Raw genomic sequence first — 20,458 nt, forward strand, 5'->3', positions numbered from 1 at the left:
GCAACACTAACAATGGTGGTAATACCAACAATGGTGGCAACACTAACACCAGTGTGACACCACCAACCCGTAGCCGAAGAAGTGTAACCTTTGCTGGTGGTAGTCAATCAAGTCAAGAGAAACAGGTTAATAAATCAGTCTTAAGAGATTTGATTCAAGACTTGGAAACTCGTTTGAAAGACTTGGATGGTATTGATCAATCTGTCATCGACGCTGCTAAGATCATTCTCGGAGAGGGTCAAGAAGCCCTTAGAAATGCTGACTTGACAGAGGCAGGATTGAGAGAGATGACTGCTAAGGTCAAAGAAGCCCTCGAATCCTTGAAAGGCAAGCAAGCGACTAAGGATGAAGAAGAAATGCAAGAAACAAGTAAAGAGCAAGGTCATCTTCCATACGGTACGATGATTGCGAGCCTCCTCGCCCTTCTTGGTCTCCTTCTCTTCCTCATCGCTCGTCGTAAGAAAGAGTCAGAACTCAAGAAATTGACCAAGGAATTGACTAAGGTTCTGCAAGAAAGCGACCTTACAAATGTAGATGTCAAAGTCCTCGACCAAGCACGAGAAGCTCTCGCTCAAGCAGTTGCTTTCCTAGCTAATGAGAAAGAGTCTGACCACACAGAAGATGAGTTGATTGAGAAACTCAAAGCTATTCTTGCTCAGCTAAGATAAGTCAAGCTTAGACTAGTCGGAAACTAGCTAGAATAGTGATTGAAAGAATGTTGGAAAAACTCAATTTGAGGTGAACGTTCAGAAAATCTTTCTCTGATAAAACGCATAATATCAAGCTTTTTAAGGCAAGGTATTATGCGTTTTTATCATTTTGAAACTTTTTGTTCCATCCTTTTTGTGATATTTTTCCCTTATTTCACAAACATTTCATATTTGGATTTTATAATAAGTTATAGTTCAGTTTTTACTATACTTTGATATTCAAATATGTTATACTATGATTATCAAAGTAAATGAAAGGGATTACGAATATGACGCCAGAAGAAATATACCTGACAGATCGATTGGACGTACAGATAGCTCATTTTTTAAAGAAAAGCGTTCAACATCGTAGACGCTATAAGGTATTAAAAATAACAGAAATCGTGGCAGGTTTCCTCATAGCTGTCTTTTGTGCTATTCCTATGCCAGGTGATCGCTACCGTTTGATTTCGGTTGCCTTATCCAGTCTCGGCTTGCTGTGTGAGGGGATTCTCAATTTGTATAATGCCAAGGAACACTGGATTTCTTACCAAAAGACTGCGCAACTCCTGGAAAGGGAAAAATTCCTCTATCAATGTCAAACAGAGAAATATGCAGGAAAAACCAAGGCTTTTGCCCTATTTGTCAAGACATGCGAAGGTCTTATCTCAGAGGAAATCAACCAGTGGGAAAGTATCCAGTCAAAAGAAGTGGCAGCTAGTGCAGATGCTCCAGAGAAAAAAGAGTAGGAGGTGGAGGAAATGTATCAATCCAGCTACCTATTGCCCTTGCTCTGGTTAAAAAAAGAAGCCGATAAGGAAAAGATGAGCGCGACTCAGTGCCAGATATTTTTCTTTTACTATCAACTGTTTGAACTCTTATTTGCTAGAGAAAGCGACTTGAGAGACTTATGTCTGGGAAGGCAAGGTTTTTATTTCTCGCAGTTAGAGAAAGATTTGCTTTCTGGAGTTTCCCACTTTCTAAAAAACTTGGAGGGGAAAGGGACTCTCAAAGCTAACCAAGAAGTATCAGCTCGCAAAGCCCTTTTTCTAGCCTTGACAACTAGCCAGCCAGATTGGCAGGAGTTGGCTCCTGTTTTTGATTTTTATCAGGCTGTCGGGAGGCTTGAACATCCTTCTCTCTTGAGTTCTCAGGACAGACAATATCTGATGTGGATTTACCAGTCAGCTTTGGAGAAGGATTATAGTGTCAAGGTAATTGGCGACAAGCATTTTGTATTGAAGAGACAAGATGCTACTAAATTGACAGCGCGCCAAACTCAAACTTTGGAAATTCTGAGTCAATCAGAAGACTTGGTCAATCCTGTCTATGTTACATTAGGAGAAAAGGGGGTACTCTTGCTTGATTAAGAGAGGAGATGTTGTAGCTCTTTATTTGCCTTTTCCGACTATTAGTAGCGATTTGGCTGTGAAGAATCATATGTATATTTGTATTGACAACAGCACGACTAAAAACAAAGAGTTGGTTAAAAATCAGACCTTCAAACCAGCTCTCTTGACCAGACGTTTGGTCAAGAACTTTATGATAGAAGAGCCGGATCTAGCTCGTAATCCTTTTACAAGACCAACTTTGATTGACTTAGATAAGGTATTTATGTTGGATAATACGGTCATTCCGACTTCTTATCTAGCCAGACGGCGACGTAATGTCTCAGAAGAATTATACGAGGAAGTTTTGGATCACTTAGTCCAACCACGGCTGATTTCGCTGAACAAGTCTGAGTTTATGCAACTCAATCCAGGAACTTATTAGGAGGTAGAAGATGACAAATAAAGCAGTAAATGACTTTATACTAGCTATGGATTACGATAAAAAGAAACTCTTGACCCATCAGGGAGAAAGTATTGAAAATCGTTTCATCAAAGAGGGGAATCAGCTACCCGATGAGTTTGTTGTTATCGAAAGAAAGAAGCGGAGCCTGTCGACAAATACAAGTGATATTTCCGTGACGGCTACCAACGATAGTCGCCTCTATCCTGGAGCGCTTCTCGTAGTGGATGAGACCTTGTTAGAGGATAATCCCACTCTTCTTGCGGTCGATCGTGCTCCGATGACTTATAGTATTGATTTGCCTGGTTTGGCAAGTAGTGATAGCTTTCTCCAAGTAGAAGACCCCAGCAATTCAAGTGTTCGCGGAGCGGTAAATGATTTGTTGGCCAAGTGGCATCAAGATTATGGTCAGGTCAATAATGTCCCAGCTAGAATGCAGTATGAAAAAATCACGGCTCACAGCATGGAACAACTCAAGGTCAAGTTTGGTTCTGACTTTGAAAAGACAGGGAATTCTCTTGATATTGATTTTAACTCTGTCCATTCGGGTGAAAAGCAGATTCAGATTGTTAATTTTAAGCAGATTTATTATACAGTCAGCGTAGATGCTGTTAAAAATCCAGGAGATGTGTTTCAAGATACTGTAACGGTAGAGGATTTGAGGCAGAGAGGAATTTCTGCTGATCGTCCTTTGGTCTATATTTCGAGTGTTGCTTATGGGCGCCAGGTTTATCTCAAGTTGGAAACCACGAGTAAGAGTGATGAAGTAGAGGCTGCTTTTGAAGCTTTGATAAAAGGAGTCAAGGTAGCTCCTCAGACAGAGTGGAAGCAGATTTTGGACAATACAGAAGTGAAGGCGGTTATTTTAGGGGGCGACCCAAGTTCGGGTGCCCGAGTTGTAACAGGCAAGGTGGATATGGTAGAGGACTTGATTCAAGAAGGCAGTCGCTTTACAGCCGATCATCCAGGTTTGCCGATTTCCTATACAACTTCTTTTTTACGGGACAATGTAGTTGCGACCTTTCAAAACAGTACGGACTATGTTGAGACTAAGGTGACAGCTTACAGAAACGGAGATTTACTCTTGGATCATAGTGGTGCCTATGTTGCTCAATATTACATTACTTGGGATGAATTATCCTATGATTATCAAGGTAAAGAAGTTTTGACTCCTAAGGCTTGGGACAGAAATGGCCAGGATTTGACGGCTCATTTTACCACTAGTATTCCTTTAAAAGGGAATGTTCGCAATCTCTCTGTCAAAATTAGAGAGTGTACTGGGCTTGCCTGGGAATGGTGGCGTACGGTTTATGAAAAAACTGATTTGCCCCTAGTGCGTAAGCGGACGATTTCTATTTGGGGAACGACTCTTTATCCTCAGGTAGAGGATAAGATAGAAAATGACTAGGAAGGAAGAATGTTTGCGACAAAAAGAGGCGATTATCTCTCTGCGAATATCTGAAAGTTTATCTCTTGCCTAGCGATTTTCCTTTGGACTAGGCTCGTGATATTAAAATGAGTCTATCAAATAGGATGTGTAAAAAAGTAAAAAGGGTAGTGAAACTCCTTGCTATACAGGGGATTAGCTACCTTTTGCTTGTTTTAGAAGTGCCAGTGTACTAGTCTAACTTCAGTATTATGTAAAATCAAAAAGAGCATAAATTTCTGTTTCAGGAACACATAAATTATGGTTTTGTTTAGAAACTCTTCTATTGATTTCTTAGAATGCAATAGCGCCTATAAGAACTGTTGAATTTCAAAGTATTTACTTGAACTATGATACGTCTGGAGTAGACTGTCAACAAAAGGTGCAGTATAATGGTTTTTATCGGTTATATCTACAACCTCAAAACAGTAGCTTGAGCGGACTTTGTCAAACTTGGCTGAAACTTTCTATTTTCAGATAATGATCTAGTTTGTTTTTTGAATGTTGATAAGGATAGAAAGGCAAGACCATCTTGGCAACAAAAGTGTCATCCTAGCTTGATTTACTGAATAAAATCTATTTCCTCTAGTGAAAATCGAAAAAACTTGTGTTATAATAAGAAAGATTAAAATGTGAAAAAAGGAGATTCCTAATGGGACGTAAATGGGCCAATATCGTAGCCAAGAAAACGGCTAAAGATGGAGCTAACTCTAAAGTATATGCAAAATTTGGTGTAGAAATCTATGTAGCAGCTAAAAAAGGTGATCCAGATCCAGAATCAAACTCAGCCTTGAAATTCGTTATCGACCGTGCTAAACAAGCCCAAGTGCCAAAACACGTTATCGATAAAGCGATTGATAAAGCAAAAGGAAACACAGACGAAACCTTTACAGAAGGACGTTACGAAGGTTTTGGACCAAATGGTTCTATGCTGATTGTTGATACTTTGACTTCAAATGTCAACCGTACAGCGGCCAATGTCCGTGCAGCTTTTGGTAAAAACGGCGGAAACATGGGTGCTTCAGGTTCGGTTTCATACCTCTTCGACAACAAGGGTGTTATCGTATTTGCAGGTGAAGATGCCGATGCAGTCTTTGAGCAATTGCTCGAAGCGGATGTGGATGTGGATGATGTAGAAGCAGAAGAAGGTACAATCACAGTTTACACAGCGCCAACTGACCTTCACAAGGCTATCGTTGCCCTTCGTGAGTCAGGTATCCAAGAATTCCAAGTGACTGAATTGGAAATGATTCCTCAGTCAGAAGTGGAATTGTCAGGCGACGACCTTGAAACCTTTGAAAAACTTTACAGCGTTCTTGAAGACGACGAAGACGTACAAAAAATCTACACAAACGTAGATGGGTTCTAATTTAACCTAGAGAACATGATCCTAAGTGAAAAAATCACTTGGGATTTTTTGGATCAAGAAAATAGTTCTCTAGGAAACTTTTTCTTGACATCTCTTTTCAAAGTGGTAAAATAGTTCTCATGAAAACTTATTTAGTTCCTAGGAGAACTAAATGCAATGGTTAGAAAGGAGTTAGTATGGATAAACCGATGTTAGTCTTTAAGCGTTTTGGTCATCAGATTCACCTGATGGTGCAAAAGGAAGCCAAACGTTGTGGTATTGAATTTATGGGTGGGCCTCAAGGTCAGGTTGTGCGTTTTTTGGATAATCGTGAGAAAAACCAAGACTTGGTCTTGATTAAAGATATCGAGCAGGAACTCAATATTACCAAGTCTGTTGCTAGTAATTTGGTTAAGCGTATGGTGCAAAATGGTTTGGTGGAATTGGAGGCGAGTCCTAGCGATAAGCGGGCAAAATTTGTTCGTTTGACGGACAAAGCACGTTCTCAGATGCAAGAGGTTAAGGCTTTTTTTGAACGGATAGACAAGCAGTTGATGGAAGACATTGATGAAGATGAATTACTGATTTTTGAGAAAGTTCTCGGTCAACTACAGGCAAATATCAAGGGAATAGGAGGAGAGAATGAAGAAATTAGCCAAACGAATTAGTAGAAAAGAATGGGGGATGATTTTACTAGCCATTCTCTTTACTTGCTTTTCGGTCTATCTAGAGTTGGAAGTGCCGACCTATATCTCGAAAATTACGGATTTGCTAGGTAGTCAAGGAACTAATTTAGATGAGTTGTGGCAGCCGGCAAGCATGATGGTGGGAATGTCCTTTCTTGCCTTCTTGTCCGTAGTTGCAGTTGGATTTTTTGCATCCCGAGTGGCGGCTTCTTATACTAGTAGGCTGAGAAGTGATATTTTTAACCGAGTTTTGGATTACTCGCAGACGGAGATTAAGAAATTCTCTATTCCCAGTCTTTTAACTCGTACCACCAATGATATTACTCAAGTTCAGATGTTGATTACCATGGGCTTGCAAGTGGTTACGCGTGGTCCAATTATGGCTATCTGGGCTATCGGGAAGATTTTAGGCCATTCGGAATACTGGCTCTGGGCCGTACTTGTAGCAGTGATTGTCAACGTCCTGATGACGACTGTTTTGATGACGCTAGCCTTTCCAAAACAGTCCTTGATTCAGGGGCTAACAGATAAGCTGAACAGTATCACTCGTGAGAGTTTAACAGGTATTCGTGTCGTTCGTGCCTACAATGCTGAAGAATACCAAAATGCAAAATTTGCATCAGCAAATGATGAATTGACACGCTTGAATTTGTTTGTCAACCGTCTTATGGCTATTTTGAACCCTATCATGATGGGGATTTCAAGTGGTTTGAGTGTGGCGATTTACTGGATTGGGGCCTATGTGATTAACGACGCTGCTCCGATAGCGCGTCTGCCTCTCTTTAGTGACATGATTGTTTTCATGTCTTATGCTATGCAGGTTGTCATGGGCTTCCTTCTCATGGGAGCACTCTTCATCGTTCTTCCCCGAACTATGGTCTCTGCTAAGAGGATCAACCAAGTTTTAGATTTGCATTCTTCTATCAAAAACCCTGCTCAAGTGCAGCTGGCTGATGAAAACCTCAAAGGTCAGGTCGAATTTAAGGATGTGACCTTCCGCTATGCGGCAAATTCAGAGGCAGTTATCGAGCATGTTAGCTTTAAAGCAGACGCTGGTCAAACAGTGGCCTTTATTGGGTCAACAGGTTCTGGTAAATCAACTCTAGTTAATCTGATTCCACGATTCTACGACGTATCAGCAGGAGAGATTCTGGTGGACGGTGTCAATGTTCAAGACTATGCCTTAGAAGATTTGCGCAACAAGGTTGGTTATATTCCTCAGAAAGCGGTTCTCTTTTCAGGCGATGTCAAGGCTAATCTAGACTTTGGACGCAGCCAAGAAACACCGCTTAGTGAACAAGCTATGTGGCAAGCCTTGGAATTGGCCCAGTCTAAGAACTTTATCAAAGACAAGGAAGCGGGCTTAGAGTCAGAAGTGGCCCAAGGAGGAACCAACTTCTCAGGTGGTCAAAGACAACGTCTGGCAATTGCGCGTGCCTTGGCTCGGAAGCCAGAAATCCTCATCTTTGATGACTCCTTCTCAGCCTTGGACTACAAGACAGACCGTGTCCTACGCCAAGAGCTAGCAGAGAAAACCAAGTCTATGACCAAGCTTATCGTCGCACAGCGTATTTCAACGATTATGGATGCTGATTTGATTTTGGTCTTGGATCAAGGAAAAGTCGTGGGACAAGGCACCCACAAGGAACTTCTAGCTAATAACGAAGTTTACCAAGAAATTGCCTATTCACAACTATCGAAGGAGGAATTGGAACATGGAAAATAAGAAAATGTCTCTTTGGAAACAGAGTAAACCCTATCTTGCAGGCCTCCAGTTTGCCCTTCTGATAGCCTTTCTAGCAACAATCGTATCCAATATCATTACTGTTTATGGGCCGACTCGCATCAAGGAAATGACTAATATTATTGCCAGTGGTCTGGAAACAAGTGTGGATGTCGCGGCGGTTGCAGCTATTGGTGGTTTTTTGGCCGTGATTTATGTGATCGGACTTCTATCAAATTATTTACAGGCCTTTCTGTTTACAACAGCCATTCAACGTTTTTCAGAGCGTTTGAGAAGAGCGATTGCAGAGAAAATTAATCGCCTACCATTGGGATATTTTGATGGACATTCTCAGGGGGATACCTTGTCTCGTGTAACCAATGACGTTGACACTGCAGCCCAGTCCCTCAATCAAAGTCTGGGAACAGTTCTTTCATCTAGTTTACTGGTCTTAGCAGTCTTGGTAACCATGTTTGGGATGAACTGGATTTTAGCCTTGGTGACGGTTGTTTCAACCCTTGTTGGATTTGCATTTGTATCCGTCTTTATGGGCAAATCCCAGGGCTTCTTTAAGAGTCAGCAACAAGATTTGGCAGCTGTCAATGGTTATGTGGAGGAAATGTACTCTGGCCATAATGTGGTGACCAGTTACAATGCTATCGAGAGCACGAAAGAAGAATTTGCAATATTAAATCATCGTCTGTATGATAGTATCTGGAAATCTCAGTTTATTTCAGGGATTATGATGCCGATTATGATGTTTATTGGGAACTTTAGCTATGCCTTGGTGATTATCGTTGGTGCAGCCTTGGCCTTAAATGGACACATCAGTATCGGGATTATCGTTGCCTTTATGGCCTACGTTCGTATCTTTTCTCAGCCCCTTTCACAAATTGCCCAAGGGATTACTAGTTTGCAGCAGGCTAGTGCAGCCATGGGACGTGTCTTCGAATTTCTAGCTGAAGAGGAAATGGGAGACGAATCCCATAAAGAAAGACAATTGAGCGATATGAAAGGTCAAGTGGTCTTTGATCGAGTTTCCTTTGGTTACACACCAGAGAGAACTATCATCCATGACTTTTCTGCGACCGCTCATGCAGGGCAAAAGGTTGCCATTGTCGGACCGACTGGAGCTGGTAAGACAACCATTGTCAATCTTTTGATGAAGTTTTATGAGATTGATAAGGGAAGTATCCGCATCGATGGCGTGGATACCAAGGAGATGAAGCGTTCGGAAGTACACGAAGCCTTTTCAATGGTCTTGCAGGATACATGGCTCTTTGAAGGCACTATCCGAGATAATCTCATCTATAACCAAAAGGGGATTAGTGATGAGCGCGTGATTGAAGCTAGCAAGGCTGTAGGGATTCACCACTTTATTATGACCCTACCAGATGGTTACGATACAGTCTTGGATGACACGGTGACCTTGTCTGTCGGGCAAAAACAACTCTTGACTATCGCTCGTGCTTTGTTGAAAGATGCACCGCTCTTGATTTTAGATGAGGCGACCTCTTCTGTTGATACACGGACGGAGGAATTGATTCAGAAAGCCATGGATCGTTTGATGGAGGGAAGAACTTCCTTTGTCATCGCCCACCGCTTGTCTACCATCCGAAATGCTGATTTGATTCTCGTCATGAAAGATGGAAATATCATCGAGCAAGGAAATCATGATGAGCTGATGGCGCAAGCTGGTTTCTACGCTGACCTCTACAACAGTCAATTTACAGAAGACGAAGCAGAAGAATAAATCGAAAGAAGGCTTGACGGCCTTCTTTTTCTGCACTATACTAGAAGAAAAGTGCTTCCCTGTAAGCAAAATTTGAGTAAGTGATGAGAAAATATATGAAAAATTATCAAGAATGGTATGACCACATGGCTGGTAACATTAAAAGTAAACCATTCCTTTTTAGTTTGTTAAGAACTTTCAATCGGTTTATGACAGTAGTTATACCTATAGTTTATCTAACCTTGTTAGCAACTACCTATCTCCAAGAAGGACTTGGGAAACAGGTCGGAATCTATTTGTTTATCCCTGCATCAGGTTTTGTGATTTTGTCCTTTCTTCGTAAGAAAATCAATGCCCTTAGGCCTTATGAGGAATGGGATATTAAACCCTTGCTTGACAGAGATAGTCCTGGTCAGTCAATGCCCAGTCGTCATGTCTTTTCAGCAACCATTATCTCCATGGCTTGCTTACATGCTAGTTTATCTGTAGGGGTTACCTTGTTGGTCTTGTCAGCCCTCCTCGGTCTAGTAAGAGTACTAGGTGGCGTGCATTTTCCCAAGGATGTAGTAGTTGGTTATATTTGTGGTCTTGTGTGGGGTGTGCTTTTCTTTCTATGTTGACCTGTAAGTTAATACTCAATGAAAATCAAAGAGCAAACTAGGAAGCTAGCCGCAAGCTGTACTTGAGTACGGTAAGGCGACGCTGACGTGGTTTGAATTTGATTTTCGAAGAGTATAAGGCGGTCCTAGAACCACTTACGTGCCTAAAGTAACCACTTGCTTTTTTGCCCTTGTTTTCTTATTTTTCCTTTGATATAGTAGAGTCAGAAAGGAGATGGAATGAAGTTACGAATCGAAATTGACAGCAATTTAGAGGAAACTGAAATTGTCATCAAGGCAGCGGCTTTGACAGATGAGATTGCGGATTTACAGCGCCTCTTGCAAGAATCCAAGTCTCCTAGGTTGATTTTTTACAAGGGGACGGGTGAATATTATCTGGATTTATCGGAAATTCTCTTCTTTGAGACGGAAGGTAGCAAGATTTACGCCCATACCCAGAAAAATGCCTACGAGGTTCGGCTTAAACTCTATGAGTTAGAGGCTATCCTTCCTCGTTATTTTAGTCGGGTATCCAAGTCAACTATCGCTAATATTCAGCAAATCTATTCGGTGGACAAGTCCTTTTCAGGAACGGGCACCATTTCCTTTTATCAGACTCATAAGGAGGTTCATGTGTCACGGCATTACCAATCCCTCCTAAAAGAAAATCTAAGAAACATGAGGTAAGAACATGAAAAAGAAAGCATTTGGTATTGTGTTGCTAGTATTGGCAGCATGGATTTTATTACAGGGACATTATGGTGTTCCATCTTTGGAGACTAAGTATTCTCCTTTTGTCTTTATCGCTTTTCTATTGTATAAGGCAATAGAATCTTCCCTTAGGCATCATTGGACAAGTGCCACTTTTTTAGCATTAACAGCATTAAATATAGTGAATCTTTTTTATGATTGGATTCAGCTATCTCCTATTTCGCTTATTTTAGCTAGTATTTTAATCGTAATGGGTGTCAGCGCACTCACTCATTCTAACAGAACTTGGAATGGAAAAAAATGGTGGTATGATGGTGAAAAAAACATTCTTACAGATAAGGAAGTTGCTTTTGGGACTGGGACTTTCTACAAGCAAAATCAAGAATTGGTAGAGGATCAAGTAGAAGTTGGTTTTGGCGATGCCAAGATATATTACGACAATGCAGAGATTTTAGGAGATACTGCAACCCTGAAAGTAGAAGTTGGTTTTGGAAAGGCAGTTATCTATGTTCCCCAACATTGGAGAGTTGATTTGAAGGTGGAAACTTTCTGTGGTGTAGCCAAGGCAGATACTTCTCTAGCCCCAACAAGTAAAACCTTGATTATCCGTGGAGATGTGGCTTTTGGGAAATTGGGGATTGTCTACGTTAAATAAAAAAATCTTCACTTCAATCATCAAAATAGGCGTACTAAGAGTAGGAAATTGATGCCTTGCTCTGATTTCAGTTCTATGGTTGTTAGACTTTAAAAAATGAAATGTTGCCTTTAAAAGTTGTATATTTTTCGATATTTTGGCTCTTACGTTTGATGTATCTATGTCCTACAGCGTGGATGATGTAGTGTCAAATGTTTTTAAAAAAATGAATGATATTGGACAGCTTTTTGAACCTTTAATTGCTCAGGAGCTATGAAAGTAAGCGCTTGGGTTTATGACAAGGGAGAATGGTATTATGTAAGTTCTTCTGGTGCCATGCAAGCGAATGATTGGATCAAAGACAATGGTAAGTGGTATTATCTGGCTTCATCAGGTAAGATGCTTCGCAATACCTACACCCCTGATGGTTACTACGTTGGCAATTCAGGTGCCTGGCAATAAGAATAATACTCTTCGAAAATCTCTTCAAACTACGTCAGTGTCGCCTTACCTACAACCTCAAAACAGTGTTTTGAGCAACCTGCAGCTAGCTTCCTAGTTTGCTCTTTGATTTTCATTGAGTATAAGAAGTCCTTTTCCTTTAAGGAAGAGGCTTTTTACTTGCTTTTTTTCTGTTTCCTCATTTGTCCTAAAGCCTTTTTTGTGTTAAAATGAATGGTATGAAAGCTAAAAAAATGTGGATGGCAGGTCTGGCCCTGCTTGGTATTGGGAGCCTTGCCCTTGCTACGAAAAAAGTTGCAGATGACCGTAAGCTCATGAAGACTCAGGAAGAGTTGACAGCGATTGTGCGAGACTATTTTTCAGACATGGGGGAAATTGCGACCCTCTATGTTCAAGTTTATGAAAGCAGTCTAGAGAGCTTGGTTGGTGGCGTCATTTTTGAGGATGGCCGTCATTATACCTTTGTCTATGAAAATGAAGACCTAGTCTATGAGGAGGAAGTCTTATGATACAACCAGCAAGTTTAGAAGAATTGGCATCTTTAGTAGAAAAAGATGGCAAGAAAGTCTTTCTTTTTGTGGCGGACTGGTGTGGCGATTGTCGTTATATCTATCCTGTCTTACCAGAAATTGAGGAGACCAATCCAGAGTTCACCTTTATTCGAGTGGATCGAGATCGGTATATGGATTTGGCCAAACTCTGGGATGTTTACGGAATTCCTAGCCTTGTTGTTCTAGAAAAGGATAAGGAAATCGGTCGTTTTGTCAATCGCGACCGTAAAAGCAAGCAACAAATTAACGACTTTTTAGCAGGACTGAAATAGGAGAAAAAGGAAACAATGATTTTTACATATAATAAAGAACATGTCGGTGATGTCCTTATGGTCATCGTGAAAAATAGCGGAGATGCTAAACTGGATGTAGAACGCAAGGGCAAGGTAGCCCGTGTTTTTCTCAAAGATAATGGAGAAACAGTTGCTTGGAATATTTTCGAAGTTTCAAGTTTATTTGAAATTGCAGAGCGTGGTCAAGTCTTTTTATCAGATGAGCAAGTCGCTCGTTTGAACCAAGAATTGCAGGCGGAAGATTTTAAAGAAGAAATTGTCAATGACAGGGAACCTAAGTTTGTTGTTGGTGAAATTGTCGAGATGGTAGCTCATCCAGATAGTGACCACCTCAACATCTGCCAAGTTGCAGTTGCAAGTGACAAGACAGTGCAAATCGTTGCAGGGGCTCCTAATGCGCGTCTTGGGTTGAAAACCATTGTAGCTCTTCCTGGAGCTATGATGCCAAAAGGGAATCTCATTTTCCCAGGTGAACTTCGTGGTGAAAAGAGTTTTGGCATGATGTGTAGTCCTCGTGAATTGCATTTGCCAAATGCTCCGCAAAAACGTGGTATTATTGAATTATCAGAAGACCAAGTTGTCGGAACTCCATTTGACCCAGCTAAACACTGGACTGTTTAGGAAGTTGTCAGTATCTGATAGACCAGCTAGAAGGAAATAAGATGGCAAAAAATGTTGTGATTACAGGAGCGACATCAGGAATTGGTAAAGCGATTGCGCGTGCTTATTTGGAGCAGGGTGAGAATGTCGTTCTAACAGGTCGACGGATAGACAGACTTGAAGCCTTAAAAATTGAGTTTGCAGAAGCCTTCCCAAATCAAATAATTTGGACCTTTCCACTAGATGTCACGGATATGAACATGGTAAAGACTGTCTGCTCTGATATTCTAGAAACGATAGGTCAGATTGATATTCTGGTCAACAATGCAGGCTTGGCTCTAGGTTTAGCACCCTATCAGGATTATGAAGAGCTGGATATGTTGACCATGCTGGATACCAATGTCAAAGGTTTGATGGCAGTCACTCGCTGTTTCTTGCCAGCAATGGTAAAAGCTAATCAAGGACATATCATCAATATGGGCTCAACCGCAGGAATCTACGCCTATGCTGGTGCCGCTGTTTACTCAGCGACCAAGGCAGCGGTTAAGACCTTTTCAGATGGTCTGCGAATTGATACAATCGCAACGGATATCAAGGTGACGACCATTCAGCCTGGAATTGTCGAAACAGATTTTTCTACAGTGCGTTTTCATGGTGACAAAGAGCGAGCTGCGTCCGTTTACCAAGGAATCGAAGCCTTGCAGGCACCAGACATCGCAGACACAGTGGTCTATGTGACCAGTCAACCTCGTCGTGTGCAGATTACAGATATGACCATCATGGCCAATCAACAGGCGACAGGTTTCATGGTTCATAAAAAGTAAAAAATTTCCTCGAAAAGTTACAAATTTCTGTAACTTTTTTTGATTTCCTACGAATAGATAAGTAGGAGGAAGAAAATATGTATAATAAAGTTATTCTTATTGGACGTTTAACGTCTACACCAGAATTGCACAAAACTAACAATGACAAGTCAGTAGCGCGAGCAACTATTGCAGTCAACCGTCGTTACAAAGACCAAAATGGGGAGCGTGAAGCTGATTTTGTCAATATGGTCCTTTGGGGCAGACTGGCAGAAAGCTTGGCCAGCTACGCAACTAAAGGTAGTCTCATTTCAGTGGATGGAGAATTACGTACCCGTCGTTTTGAGAAAAATGGCCAGATGAACTACGTGACCGAAGTACTTGTTACTGGATTCCAACTCTTGGAAAGTCGTGCTCAACGTGCCATGCGTGAAAATAATGCAGGCCAAGATTTGGCGGATTTGGTCTTGGAAGAGGAAGAATTGCCATTTTAAGCATTAAAAAGTCTGAGTTGGTCTCAGGCTTTTTATCTTGAGAAAGTCAGACTTTTTTCTTGACTATTTCTGACCAAGTGATACAATAGAACTATGAATTAGCACTCAAGTGTAAAGAGTGCTAATACTATCTATTTATGGAGGAAATCAGATGTTGAAACCATTAGGAGACCGTGTGGTCTTGAAAATCGAAGAAAAAGAACAAACTGTTGGAGGCTTTGTCCTTGCAGGCTCAGCCCAAGAAAAAACCAAAACAGCCAAAGTTGTGGCTACTGGACAAGGTGTTCGTACCTTGAACGGTGACTTGGTTGCTCCAAGCGTTAAAGCTGGAGACCGTGTCTTAGTTGAAGCTCACGCAGGTCTCGACGTCAAAGATGGCGATGAAAAGTACATCATCGTAGGCGAAGCTAACATCTTGGCTATCATTGAAGAATAGAAGGAGAAAGTAAGTATGTCAAAAGAAATTAAATTTTCATCTGATGCTCGTTCAGCTATGGTCCGTGGTGTCGATATCCTTGCAGACACTGTTAAAGTAACCTTGGGGCCAAAAGGTCGTAATGTCGTTCTTGAAAAAACATTCGGTTCACCTTTGATTACCAATGACGGTGTGACTATTGCCAAAGAAATCGAGTTGGAAGACCATTTTGAAAATATGGGTGCCAAATTGGTATCAGAAGTAGCTTCAAAAACCAATGATATTGCTGGTGACGGGACAACTACTGCAACAGTCTTGACTCAAGCTATCGTTCGTGAAGGAATTAAGAACGTCACAGCAGGCGCAAATCCAATCGGCATTCGTCGTGGGATTGAAACAGCAGTTACCGCAGCAGTTGAAGCCTTGAAAAACAATGCCATTCCAGTTGCTAATAAAGAAGCCATTGCTCAGGTTGCCGCCGTCTCTTCTCGTTCTGAAAAAGTTGGCGAATATATCTCTGAAGCCATGGAAAAAGTTGGAAAAGACGGTGTCATAACTATCGAAGAGTCACGTGGTATGGAAACAGAACTTGAAGTTGTGGAAGGTATGCAATTTGACCGTGGTTATCTTTCACAGTACATGGTGACAGATAGCGAAAAAATGGTGGCTGACCTCGAAAATCCATACATTTTGATTACCGATAAGAAGATTTCAAATATCCAAGAAATCTTGCCACTCCTCGAGAGTATCCTTCAAAGCAGTCGTCCACTCTTGATTATTGCGGATGATGTGGATGGCGAAGCTCTTCCAACCCTTGTATTGAACAAGATTCGTGGAACCTTCAACGTGGTAGCGGTCAAGGCACCTGGTTTTGGTGACCGCCGCAAAGCTATGCTCGAAGACATTGCCATCTTGACAGGCGGAACAGTTATCACTGAAGACCTTGGTCTTGAGTTGAAAGATGCTACGATTGAGGCGCTTGGTCAAGCAGCTAGAGTAACCGTGGACAAAGATAGCACTGTTATCGTAGAAGGTGCTGGAAATCCTGAAGCGATTTCTCACCGTGTTGCGGTTATCAAGTCTCAAATCGAAACCACAACTTCTGAGTTTGACCGTGAAAAATTGCAAGAACGCTTGGCAAAATTGTCAGGTGGTGTTGCAGTTATCAAGGTTGGAGCTGCAACTGAAACTGAGTTGAAAGAAATGAAACTCCGCATTGAAGATGCCCTTAACGCTACTCGTGCAGCTGTTGAAGAAGGTATTGTTGCAGGTGGTGGAACAGCTCTTGCCAATGTGATTCCAGCTGTTGCTGCCTTGGAATTGACAGGAGACGAAGCAACAGGACGCAATATTGTTCTCCGTGCCTTGGAAGAACCTGTTCGTCAAATTGCCCACAATGCAGGATTTGAAGGCTCTATCGTTATCGATCGTTTGAAAAATGCTGAGCTTGGTACAGGCTTTAACGCAGCAACTGGCGAGTGGGTCAACATGATTGAAGAGGGAATCATCGACCCAGTTAAAGTGAGCCGTTCAGCTCTTCAAAATGCAGCATCTGTAGCCAGCTTGATTTTGACAACAGAAGCAGTCGTAGCCAATAAGCCAGAACCAGTGGCCCCAGCTCCAGCAATGGATCCAAGCATGATGGGTGGGATGATGTAAGATTTCTACAGAAAACAACTTATAAAAAACACAAAAGGAGGGAATGACTAACCCTCTTTTTATGATATTCACTTCTAAATAGATTTGAGCTCTCCTAACTTATATGATAAAATAAGACTAGAAAAAGGAGAATAACATGATTGATGTAGAAGAAATTCTGAGCAAGATGAATCCCAATCAGAAGATTAATTATGACCGTGTTATGCAGAAAATGGTACAAGTATGGGAGAAAAATGAGCAGCGGCCAACTATTCTCATGCATGTTTGCTGTGCCCCTTGTAGTACCTATACACTAGAATATTTGACCAAGTATGCAGATGTGACCATCTATTTTGCTAATTCCAATATCCATCCCAAGGCAGAATACCATAAGCGGGCTTACGTCACCCAAAAATTTGTCAGTGATTTCAATGAGCGAACTGGCAATAACGTTCAATACCTAGAAGCTCCTTATGAACCTAACGAATATCGTAAACTGGTTCGAGGATTGGAGGAAGAGCCTGAAGGAGGCGATCGTTGCAAGGTTTGCTTTGACTACCGACTGGATAAGACAGCGCAAGTGGCTATGGACTTGGGTTTTGACTACTTTGGCTCAGCTTTGACCATCAGTCCTCATAAGAATTCTCAAACCATCAACAGCATTGGAATCGATGTGCAAAAAATTTATACAACCCACTATCTTCCCAGCGATTTCAAGAAAAATCAAGGCTACAAACGTTCGGTAGAGATGTGTGAAGAGTATGATATCTATCGTCAATGTTATTGTGGATGCGTCTATGCAGCCCAAGCTCAGAATATTGATCTGGTTCAGGTTAAGAAAGATGCCACAGCATTCATGCTTGATAAGGATGTTGAAAAAGACTATTCCCATATCAAATTTACTGTTACGAAATTAGATATATAAGGATAAGGCCAGCTGTAAAGCTGGGTTTTTCAAATAAAAAAAACCAGGGCTTTCACCCTAGTTTGACAACTTTACCGATTCTTTAGTTCTACATAGCGCTTGTACCAAATGTTTACATAGGCTTCTGAGAAAGGACCACGTCCATTGTTAATCCAATCAACAAGAATTTTGACATGTTCTTTTAAAATATAGTCCAAGTCATCAGAATAATTCATTTTGCGTTTGTGACGTTCGTACTCTTCAACGTCCAAGAGACGTTTTTCCCCATCTGTAAAAATTTTAACATCCAAATCGTAATCAATATACTTCAGTGCTTCTTCATCCAGATAGTAGGGGCTAGCCATATTGCAATAGTAAGAAGTTCCATTATCACGAATCATGGCAATGATATTAAACCAATATTTCTTGTGAAAGTAAACAATAGCCGGTTCTCGAGTGACCCAACGACGACCATCACTTTCGGTAACAAGTGTGTGATCGTTGACACCAATAATGGCGTTTTCTGTTGTTTTTAGTACCATGGTGTCCCGCCAAGTTCGGTGGAGACTCCCATCATGCTTATAACTTTGAATTGTAATAAAGTCGCCTTCTTTTGGAAGCTTCATAACTAACCAACTTTCTACAATTTATAAGTTTATCATTTACTATTGTACCATAAAATTATCTAAAATCTGTGAATTTCACTTGGAAATATTAAAGATATTCTCTAAGAGCGCTTGCTATATCCGAAAAATCGTAGCCCTTTCGTGCTAAAACTTGAGTTAAACGCTGCTTCAGTTCGTATCCTTCATACTTTCGAGCATACTTAGCATATTGCTTATCAAGTTCCTTGAAGATGAGTTCTTGAGTTGTTTCTTCGTCGACTTGGCTATCTAAGTAGTCAAAGGCAATTTTAGCATCAGAATAGGAAAAACCCTTATTGGTCATATTCTGGATAATTTTATCTTGTAAGGCACGAGCTGGAAGCTTTCCCTCATATTTTTTCAACAGTTTATTGGCTACACGTTGAGCAACTTCCGAAAAATCAAATTCTTTCAGTATCTCTTCTATAGTGGATTTTGAAATCCCTTTTTGTGTTAGTTTCTGAGTCAGTACATAAGGCCCCTTGTCTCCTGAAAGTTGATTAGCATTGATGCTAGCATAAGCGTATTGGCTATCATTGATCCACTTATCTTCTTTAAGATTAGCAATGACTTGAGAAACTATGTTTTCATCAATATCGTATTTTTTTAGATATTCTCTGACCTCTTTTTCAGTGCGTGCTTTAAAGGATAAATGGTAGAGGGCCAGATTCTTACCATAAGAAAATTGAGCAAAGTCCTGAATCTCCTTCAATTCCTCTTCGTTTATCACCTTATCTCTCGATAACATAAAACGAACAATTGTGTCTTCAGCGATATAGCATTTGTCACCATTATCAAGCTCCATCAGATAGAGTCTTTTTTTCTTTTCAAGTTTTGTGATTTTCATAGTTCTATTATAACTCAAAATGTGATAAGATAGGGGTATGAATCTGAAAGTGAAACAAAAAATACCATTAAAAATCAAGCGCATGGGAATTAATGGTGAGGGAATCGGCTTTTATCAAAAAACATTAGTCTTTGTGCCGGGTGCTCTCAAAGGTGAAGATATCTATTGTCAGATTACTTCTATTAAACGTAACTTTGTAGAGGCAAAATTACTGAAGGTCAACAAGAAGTCTAAATTCCGTGTTGTGCCAGCATGTACTATTTACAATGAGTGCGGAGGCTGCCAAATCATGCACCTGCATTATGATAAGCAGCTGGAGTTCAAGACGGACTTGCTTCATCAAGCGCTGAAAAAATTTGCCCCTGCAGGATATGAAAATTATGAAATCCGCCCGACGATTGGTATGCAGGAACCAAAGTACTACCGTGCTAAGTTACAATTTCAGACTCGAAAATTTAAGAATCAGGTCAAGGCGGGCTTATATGCACAGAACTCTCATTATTTGGTAGAGTTGAAAGACTGCCTGGTACAAGATAAGGAAACCCAAGTGATTGCTAATCGTCTAGCGGAATTACTTACTTTTCACCAAATTCCAATCACGGATGAGAGAAAAGTTCTAGGTGTTAGAACTATAATGGTTCGACGAGCAAGAAAGACTGGACAGGTTCAGATTATTATTGTCACAAATCGTCAGCTTAATTTAACCCAACTAGTAAAAGACTTAGTTAAAGATTTTCCAGAAGTTGTGACAGTAGCTGTGAATACAAATACAGCTAAAACCAGTGAGATTTATGGTGAAAAGACAGAGATTATCTGGGGACAAGAGAGTATTCAAGAAGGTGTTCTCGATTATGAATTTTCACTATCCCCTCGAGCTTTTTATCAGCTAAATCCTGAACAAACAGAAGTTCTTTATAACGAGGCGGTAAAAGCCTTGGATGTTACTAAAGAAGACCATTTGATTGATGCTTATTGTGGAGTTGGAACGATTGGATTTGCTTTCGCAAAGAAAGTTAAAACACTAAGAGGTATGGATATTATTCCAGAAGCCATTGAAGATGCCAAGCGAAATGCTAAAATAATGGGATTTGACAATACTCATTATGAAGCTGGAACAGCAGAAGAGATTATTCCTCGTTGGTACAAGGAAGGATACCGAGCAGATGCTTTGATTGTGGATCCACCACGTACAGGTCTGGACGATAAGTTATTAGATACTATTCTTACTTATGTACCAGAAAAAATGGTTTATATTTCTTGTAATGTTTCGACCTTGGCTCGTGATCTAGTGCGCTTAGTAAAAGTATATGATCTCCATTATATCCAGTCGGTCGATATGTTCCCACACACCGCTCGAACTGAAGCAGTTGTAAAATTAATTAAAAAATTTTAAAAAAGGTGTTGACAAAGTTTGAAAAGTCGGTATAATAGTAAGAGTTGAAAATACCAACTCTGGTCCGTTGGTCAA

General features: G+C 40.8%; 23 protein-coding genes and 1 pseudogene. 22 read left to right on the forward strand and 2 right to left on the reverse strand.

From position 1 onward, the window contains the following. The 21 genes and pseudogenes from HW098_RS09085 to HW098_RS09185 all read left to right on the forward strand — a co-directional run. On the forward strand, positions 1-668 hold a 668-nt coding region (locus HW098_RS09085), incomplete at its 5' end, for a hypothetical protein (protein ID WP_240149482.1). A gap of 311 nt (positions 669-979) precedes the next feature. Beyond that, positions 980-1,438, forward strand: a complete 459-nt coding sequence (locus tag HW098_RS09090; protein ID WP_176139896.1) for a DUF4231 domain-containing protein — start codon at positions 980-982, stop codon at positions 1,436-1,438. Between the two features lie 12 nt (positions 1,439-1,450). After that, positions 1,451-2,059 carry a hypothetical protein gene (locus HW098_RS09095; protein ID WP_176139897.1) on the forward strand — a complete coding sequence of 203 codons (609 nt, stop codon included), beginning with the start codon at positions 1,451-1,453 and terminating at the stop codon, positions 2,057-2,059. Then, positions 2,052-2,462: a hypothetical protein gene (locus HW098_RS09100; protein ID WP_078137214.1), complete on the forward strand. Its 411-nt coding sequence runs from the start codon at positions 2,052-2,054 to the stop codon at positions 2,460-2,462. Before HW098_RS09095 ends, HW098_RS09100 begins: the two co-directional genes overlap by 8 nt. Positions 2,463-2,472: 10 nt before the next feature. Continuing rightward, positions 2,473-3,888: a cholesterol-dependent cytolysin pneumolysin gene (gene ply / locus HW098_RS09105; protein ID WP_176139898.1), complete on the forward strand. Its 1,416-nt coding sequence runs from the start codon at positions 2,473-2,475 to the stop codon at positions 3,886-3,888. A gap of 670 nt (positions 3,889-4,558) precedes the next feature. Beyond that, positions 4,559-5,275 carry a YebC/PmpR family DNA-binding transcriptional regulator gene (locus HW098_RS09110; protein ID WP_172934439.1) on the forward strand — a complete coding sequence of 239 codons (717 nt, stop codon included), beginning with the start codon at positions 4,559-4,561 and terminating at the stop codon, positions 5,273-5,275. A 176-nt stretch (positions 5,276-5,451) separates the two neighbouring features. Further along, positions 5,452-5,922, forward strand: coding sequence for a MarR family winged helix-turn-helix transcriptional regulator (locus HW098_RS09115; RefSeq protein ID WP_173234951.1), 471 nt, complete (start codon positions 5,452-5,454; stop codon positions 5,920-5,922). After that, positions 5,897-7,666, forward strand: a complete 1,770-nt coding sequence (locus tag HW098_RS09120; protein ID WP_176139899.1) for an ABC transporter ATP-binding protein — start codon at positions 5,897-5,899, stop codon at positions 7,664-7,666. Before HW098_RS09115 ends, HW098_RS09120 begins: the two co-directional genes overlap by 26 nt. After that, a complete protein-coding gene (locus HW098_RS09125) occupies positions 7,656-9,416 on the forward strand; it encodes an ABC transporter ATP-binding protein (protein WP_176139900.1) in 1,761 nt (586 codons plus the stop codon). The genes HW098_RS09120 and HW098_RS09125 overlap by 11 nt, the downstream gene beginning before the upstream one ends. A 95-nt stretch (positions 9,417-9,511) precedes the next feature. Continuing rightward, positions 9,512-10,015 carry a phosphatase PAP2 family protein gene (locus HW098_RS09130; RefSeq protein ID WP_176139901.1) on the forward strand — a complete coding sequence of 168 codons (504 nt, stop codon included), beginning with the start codon at positions 9,512-9,514 and terminating at the stop codon, positions 10,013-10,015. A 219-nt stretch (positions 10,016-10,234) separates the two neighbouring features. Beyond that, positions 10,235-10,681 (forward strand): LytTR family DNA-binding domain-containing protein, encoded by a 447-nt coding sequence (locus HW098_RS09135; protein ID WP_176139902.1) that lies wholly within the window; start codon positions 10,235-10,237, stop codon positions 10,679-10,681. Positions 10,682-10,685: 4 nt separating this feature from the next. Continuing rightward, entirely contained in the window at positions 10,686-11,360 is a 675-nt protein-coding gene (locus tag HW098_RS09140; RefSeq protein WP_176139903.1) for a LiaF domain-containing protein, read from the forward strand. 243 nt (positions 11,361-11,603) lie between these two features. Next, positions 11,604-11,801 (forward strand): annotated as a pseudogene (locus tag HW098_RS09145) (N-acetylmuramoyl-L-alanine amidase family protein); the annotation flags it as partial. A gap of 209 nt (positions 11,802-12,010) precedes the next feature. Then, positions 12,011-12,310 (forward strand): DUF4651 domain-containing protein, encoded by a 300-nt coding sequence (locus HW098_RS09150; protein ID WP_004237301.1) that lies wholly within the window; start codon positions 12,011-12,013, stop codon positions 12,308-12,310. Further along, positions 12,307-12,624, forward strand: a complete 318-nt coding sequence (locus HW098_RS09155) for a thioredoxin family protein (protein ID WP_176139904.1) — start codon at positions 12,307-12,309, stop codon at positions 12,622-12,624. Before HW098_RS09150 ends, HW098_RS09155 begins: the two co-directional genes overlap by 4 nt. A 15-nt stretch (positions 12,625-12,639) precedes the next feature. Continuing rightward, positions 12,640-13,266 (forward strand): YtpR family tRNA-binding protein, encoded by a 627-nt coding sequence (ytpR, locus tag HW098_RS09160; RefSeq protein WP_176139905.1) that lies wholly within the window; start codon positions 12,640-12,642, stop codon positions 13,264-13,266. 41 nt (positions 13,267-13,307) lie between these two features. Next, positions 13,308-14,069, forward strand: coding sequence for an SDR family NAD(P)-dependent oxidoreductase (locus HW098_RS09165; protein ID WP_176139906.1), 762 nt, complete (start codon positions 13,308-13,310; stop codon positions 14,067-14,069). Between the two features lie 77 nt (positions 14,070-14,146). Next, complete coding sequence (locus HW098_RS09170; RefSeq protein WP_000282439.1) at positions 14,147-14,542, forward strand: single-stranded DNA-binding protein; 396 nt, start codon at positions 14,147-14,149, stop codon at positions 14,540-14,542. 151 nt (positions 14,543-14,693) lie between these two features. Beyond that, positions 14,694-14,978, forward strand: a complete 285-nt coding sequence (gene groES / locus HW098_RS09175) for a co-chaperone GroES (RefSeq protein ID WP_000917315.1) — start codon at positions 14,694-14,696, stop codon at positions 14,976-14,978. 15 nt (positions 14,979-14,993) lie between these two features. Further along, positions 14,994-16,616, forward strand: a complete 1,623-nt coding sequence (groL, locus tag HW098_RS09180) for a chaperonin GroEL (protein ID WP_176139907.1) — start codon at positions 14,994-14,996, stop codon at positions 16,614-16,616. Between the two features lie 136 nt (positions 16,617-16,752). Beyond that, positions 16,753-17,520 (forward strand): epoxyqueuosine reductase QueH, encoded by a 768-nt coding sequence (locus tag HW098_RS09185; RefSeq protein ID WP_050243264.1) that lies wholly within the window; start codon positions 16,753-16,755, stop codon positions 17,518-17,520. Between the two features lie 71 nt (positions 17,521-17,591). Here HW098_RS09185 and HW098_RS09190 read toward each other — a convergent pair whose 3' ends face one another. After that, positions 17,592-18,125, reverse strand: coding sequence for a DUF402 domain-containing protein (locus HW098_RS09190; RefSeq protein WP_000775321.1), 534 nt, complete (start codon positions 18,123-18,125; stop codon positions 17,592-17,594). Positions 18,126-18,213: 88 nt separating this feature from the next. Beyond that, positions 18,214-18,990, reverse strand: a complete 777-nt coding sequence (gene recX, locus HW098_RS09195; RefSeq protein ID WP_050243263.1) for a recombination regulator RecX — start codon at positions 18,988-18,990, stop codon at positions 18,214-18,216. Between the two features lie 37 nt (positions 18,991-19,027). Between recX and rlmD the strand changes: the two genes are divergently transcribed. Further along, a complete protein-coding gene (gene rlmD, locus HW098_RS09200) occupies positions 19,028-20,383 on the forward strand; it encodes a 23S rRNA (uracil(1939)-C(5))-methyltransferase RlmD (RefSeq protein ID WP_176139908.1) in 1,356 nt (451 codons plus the stop codon). Positions 20,384-20,458: the final 75 nt, after the last annotated feature.

The sequence above is a fragment of the Streptococcus sp. 1453 genome, from assembly GCF_013276955.1.
GTDB lineage: Bacteria > Bacillota > Bacilli > Lactobacillales > Streptococcaceae > Streptococcus.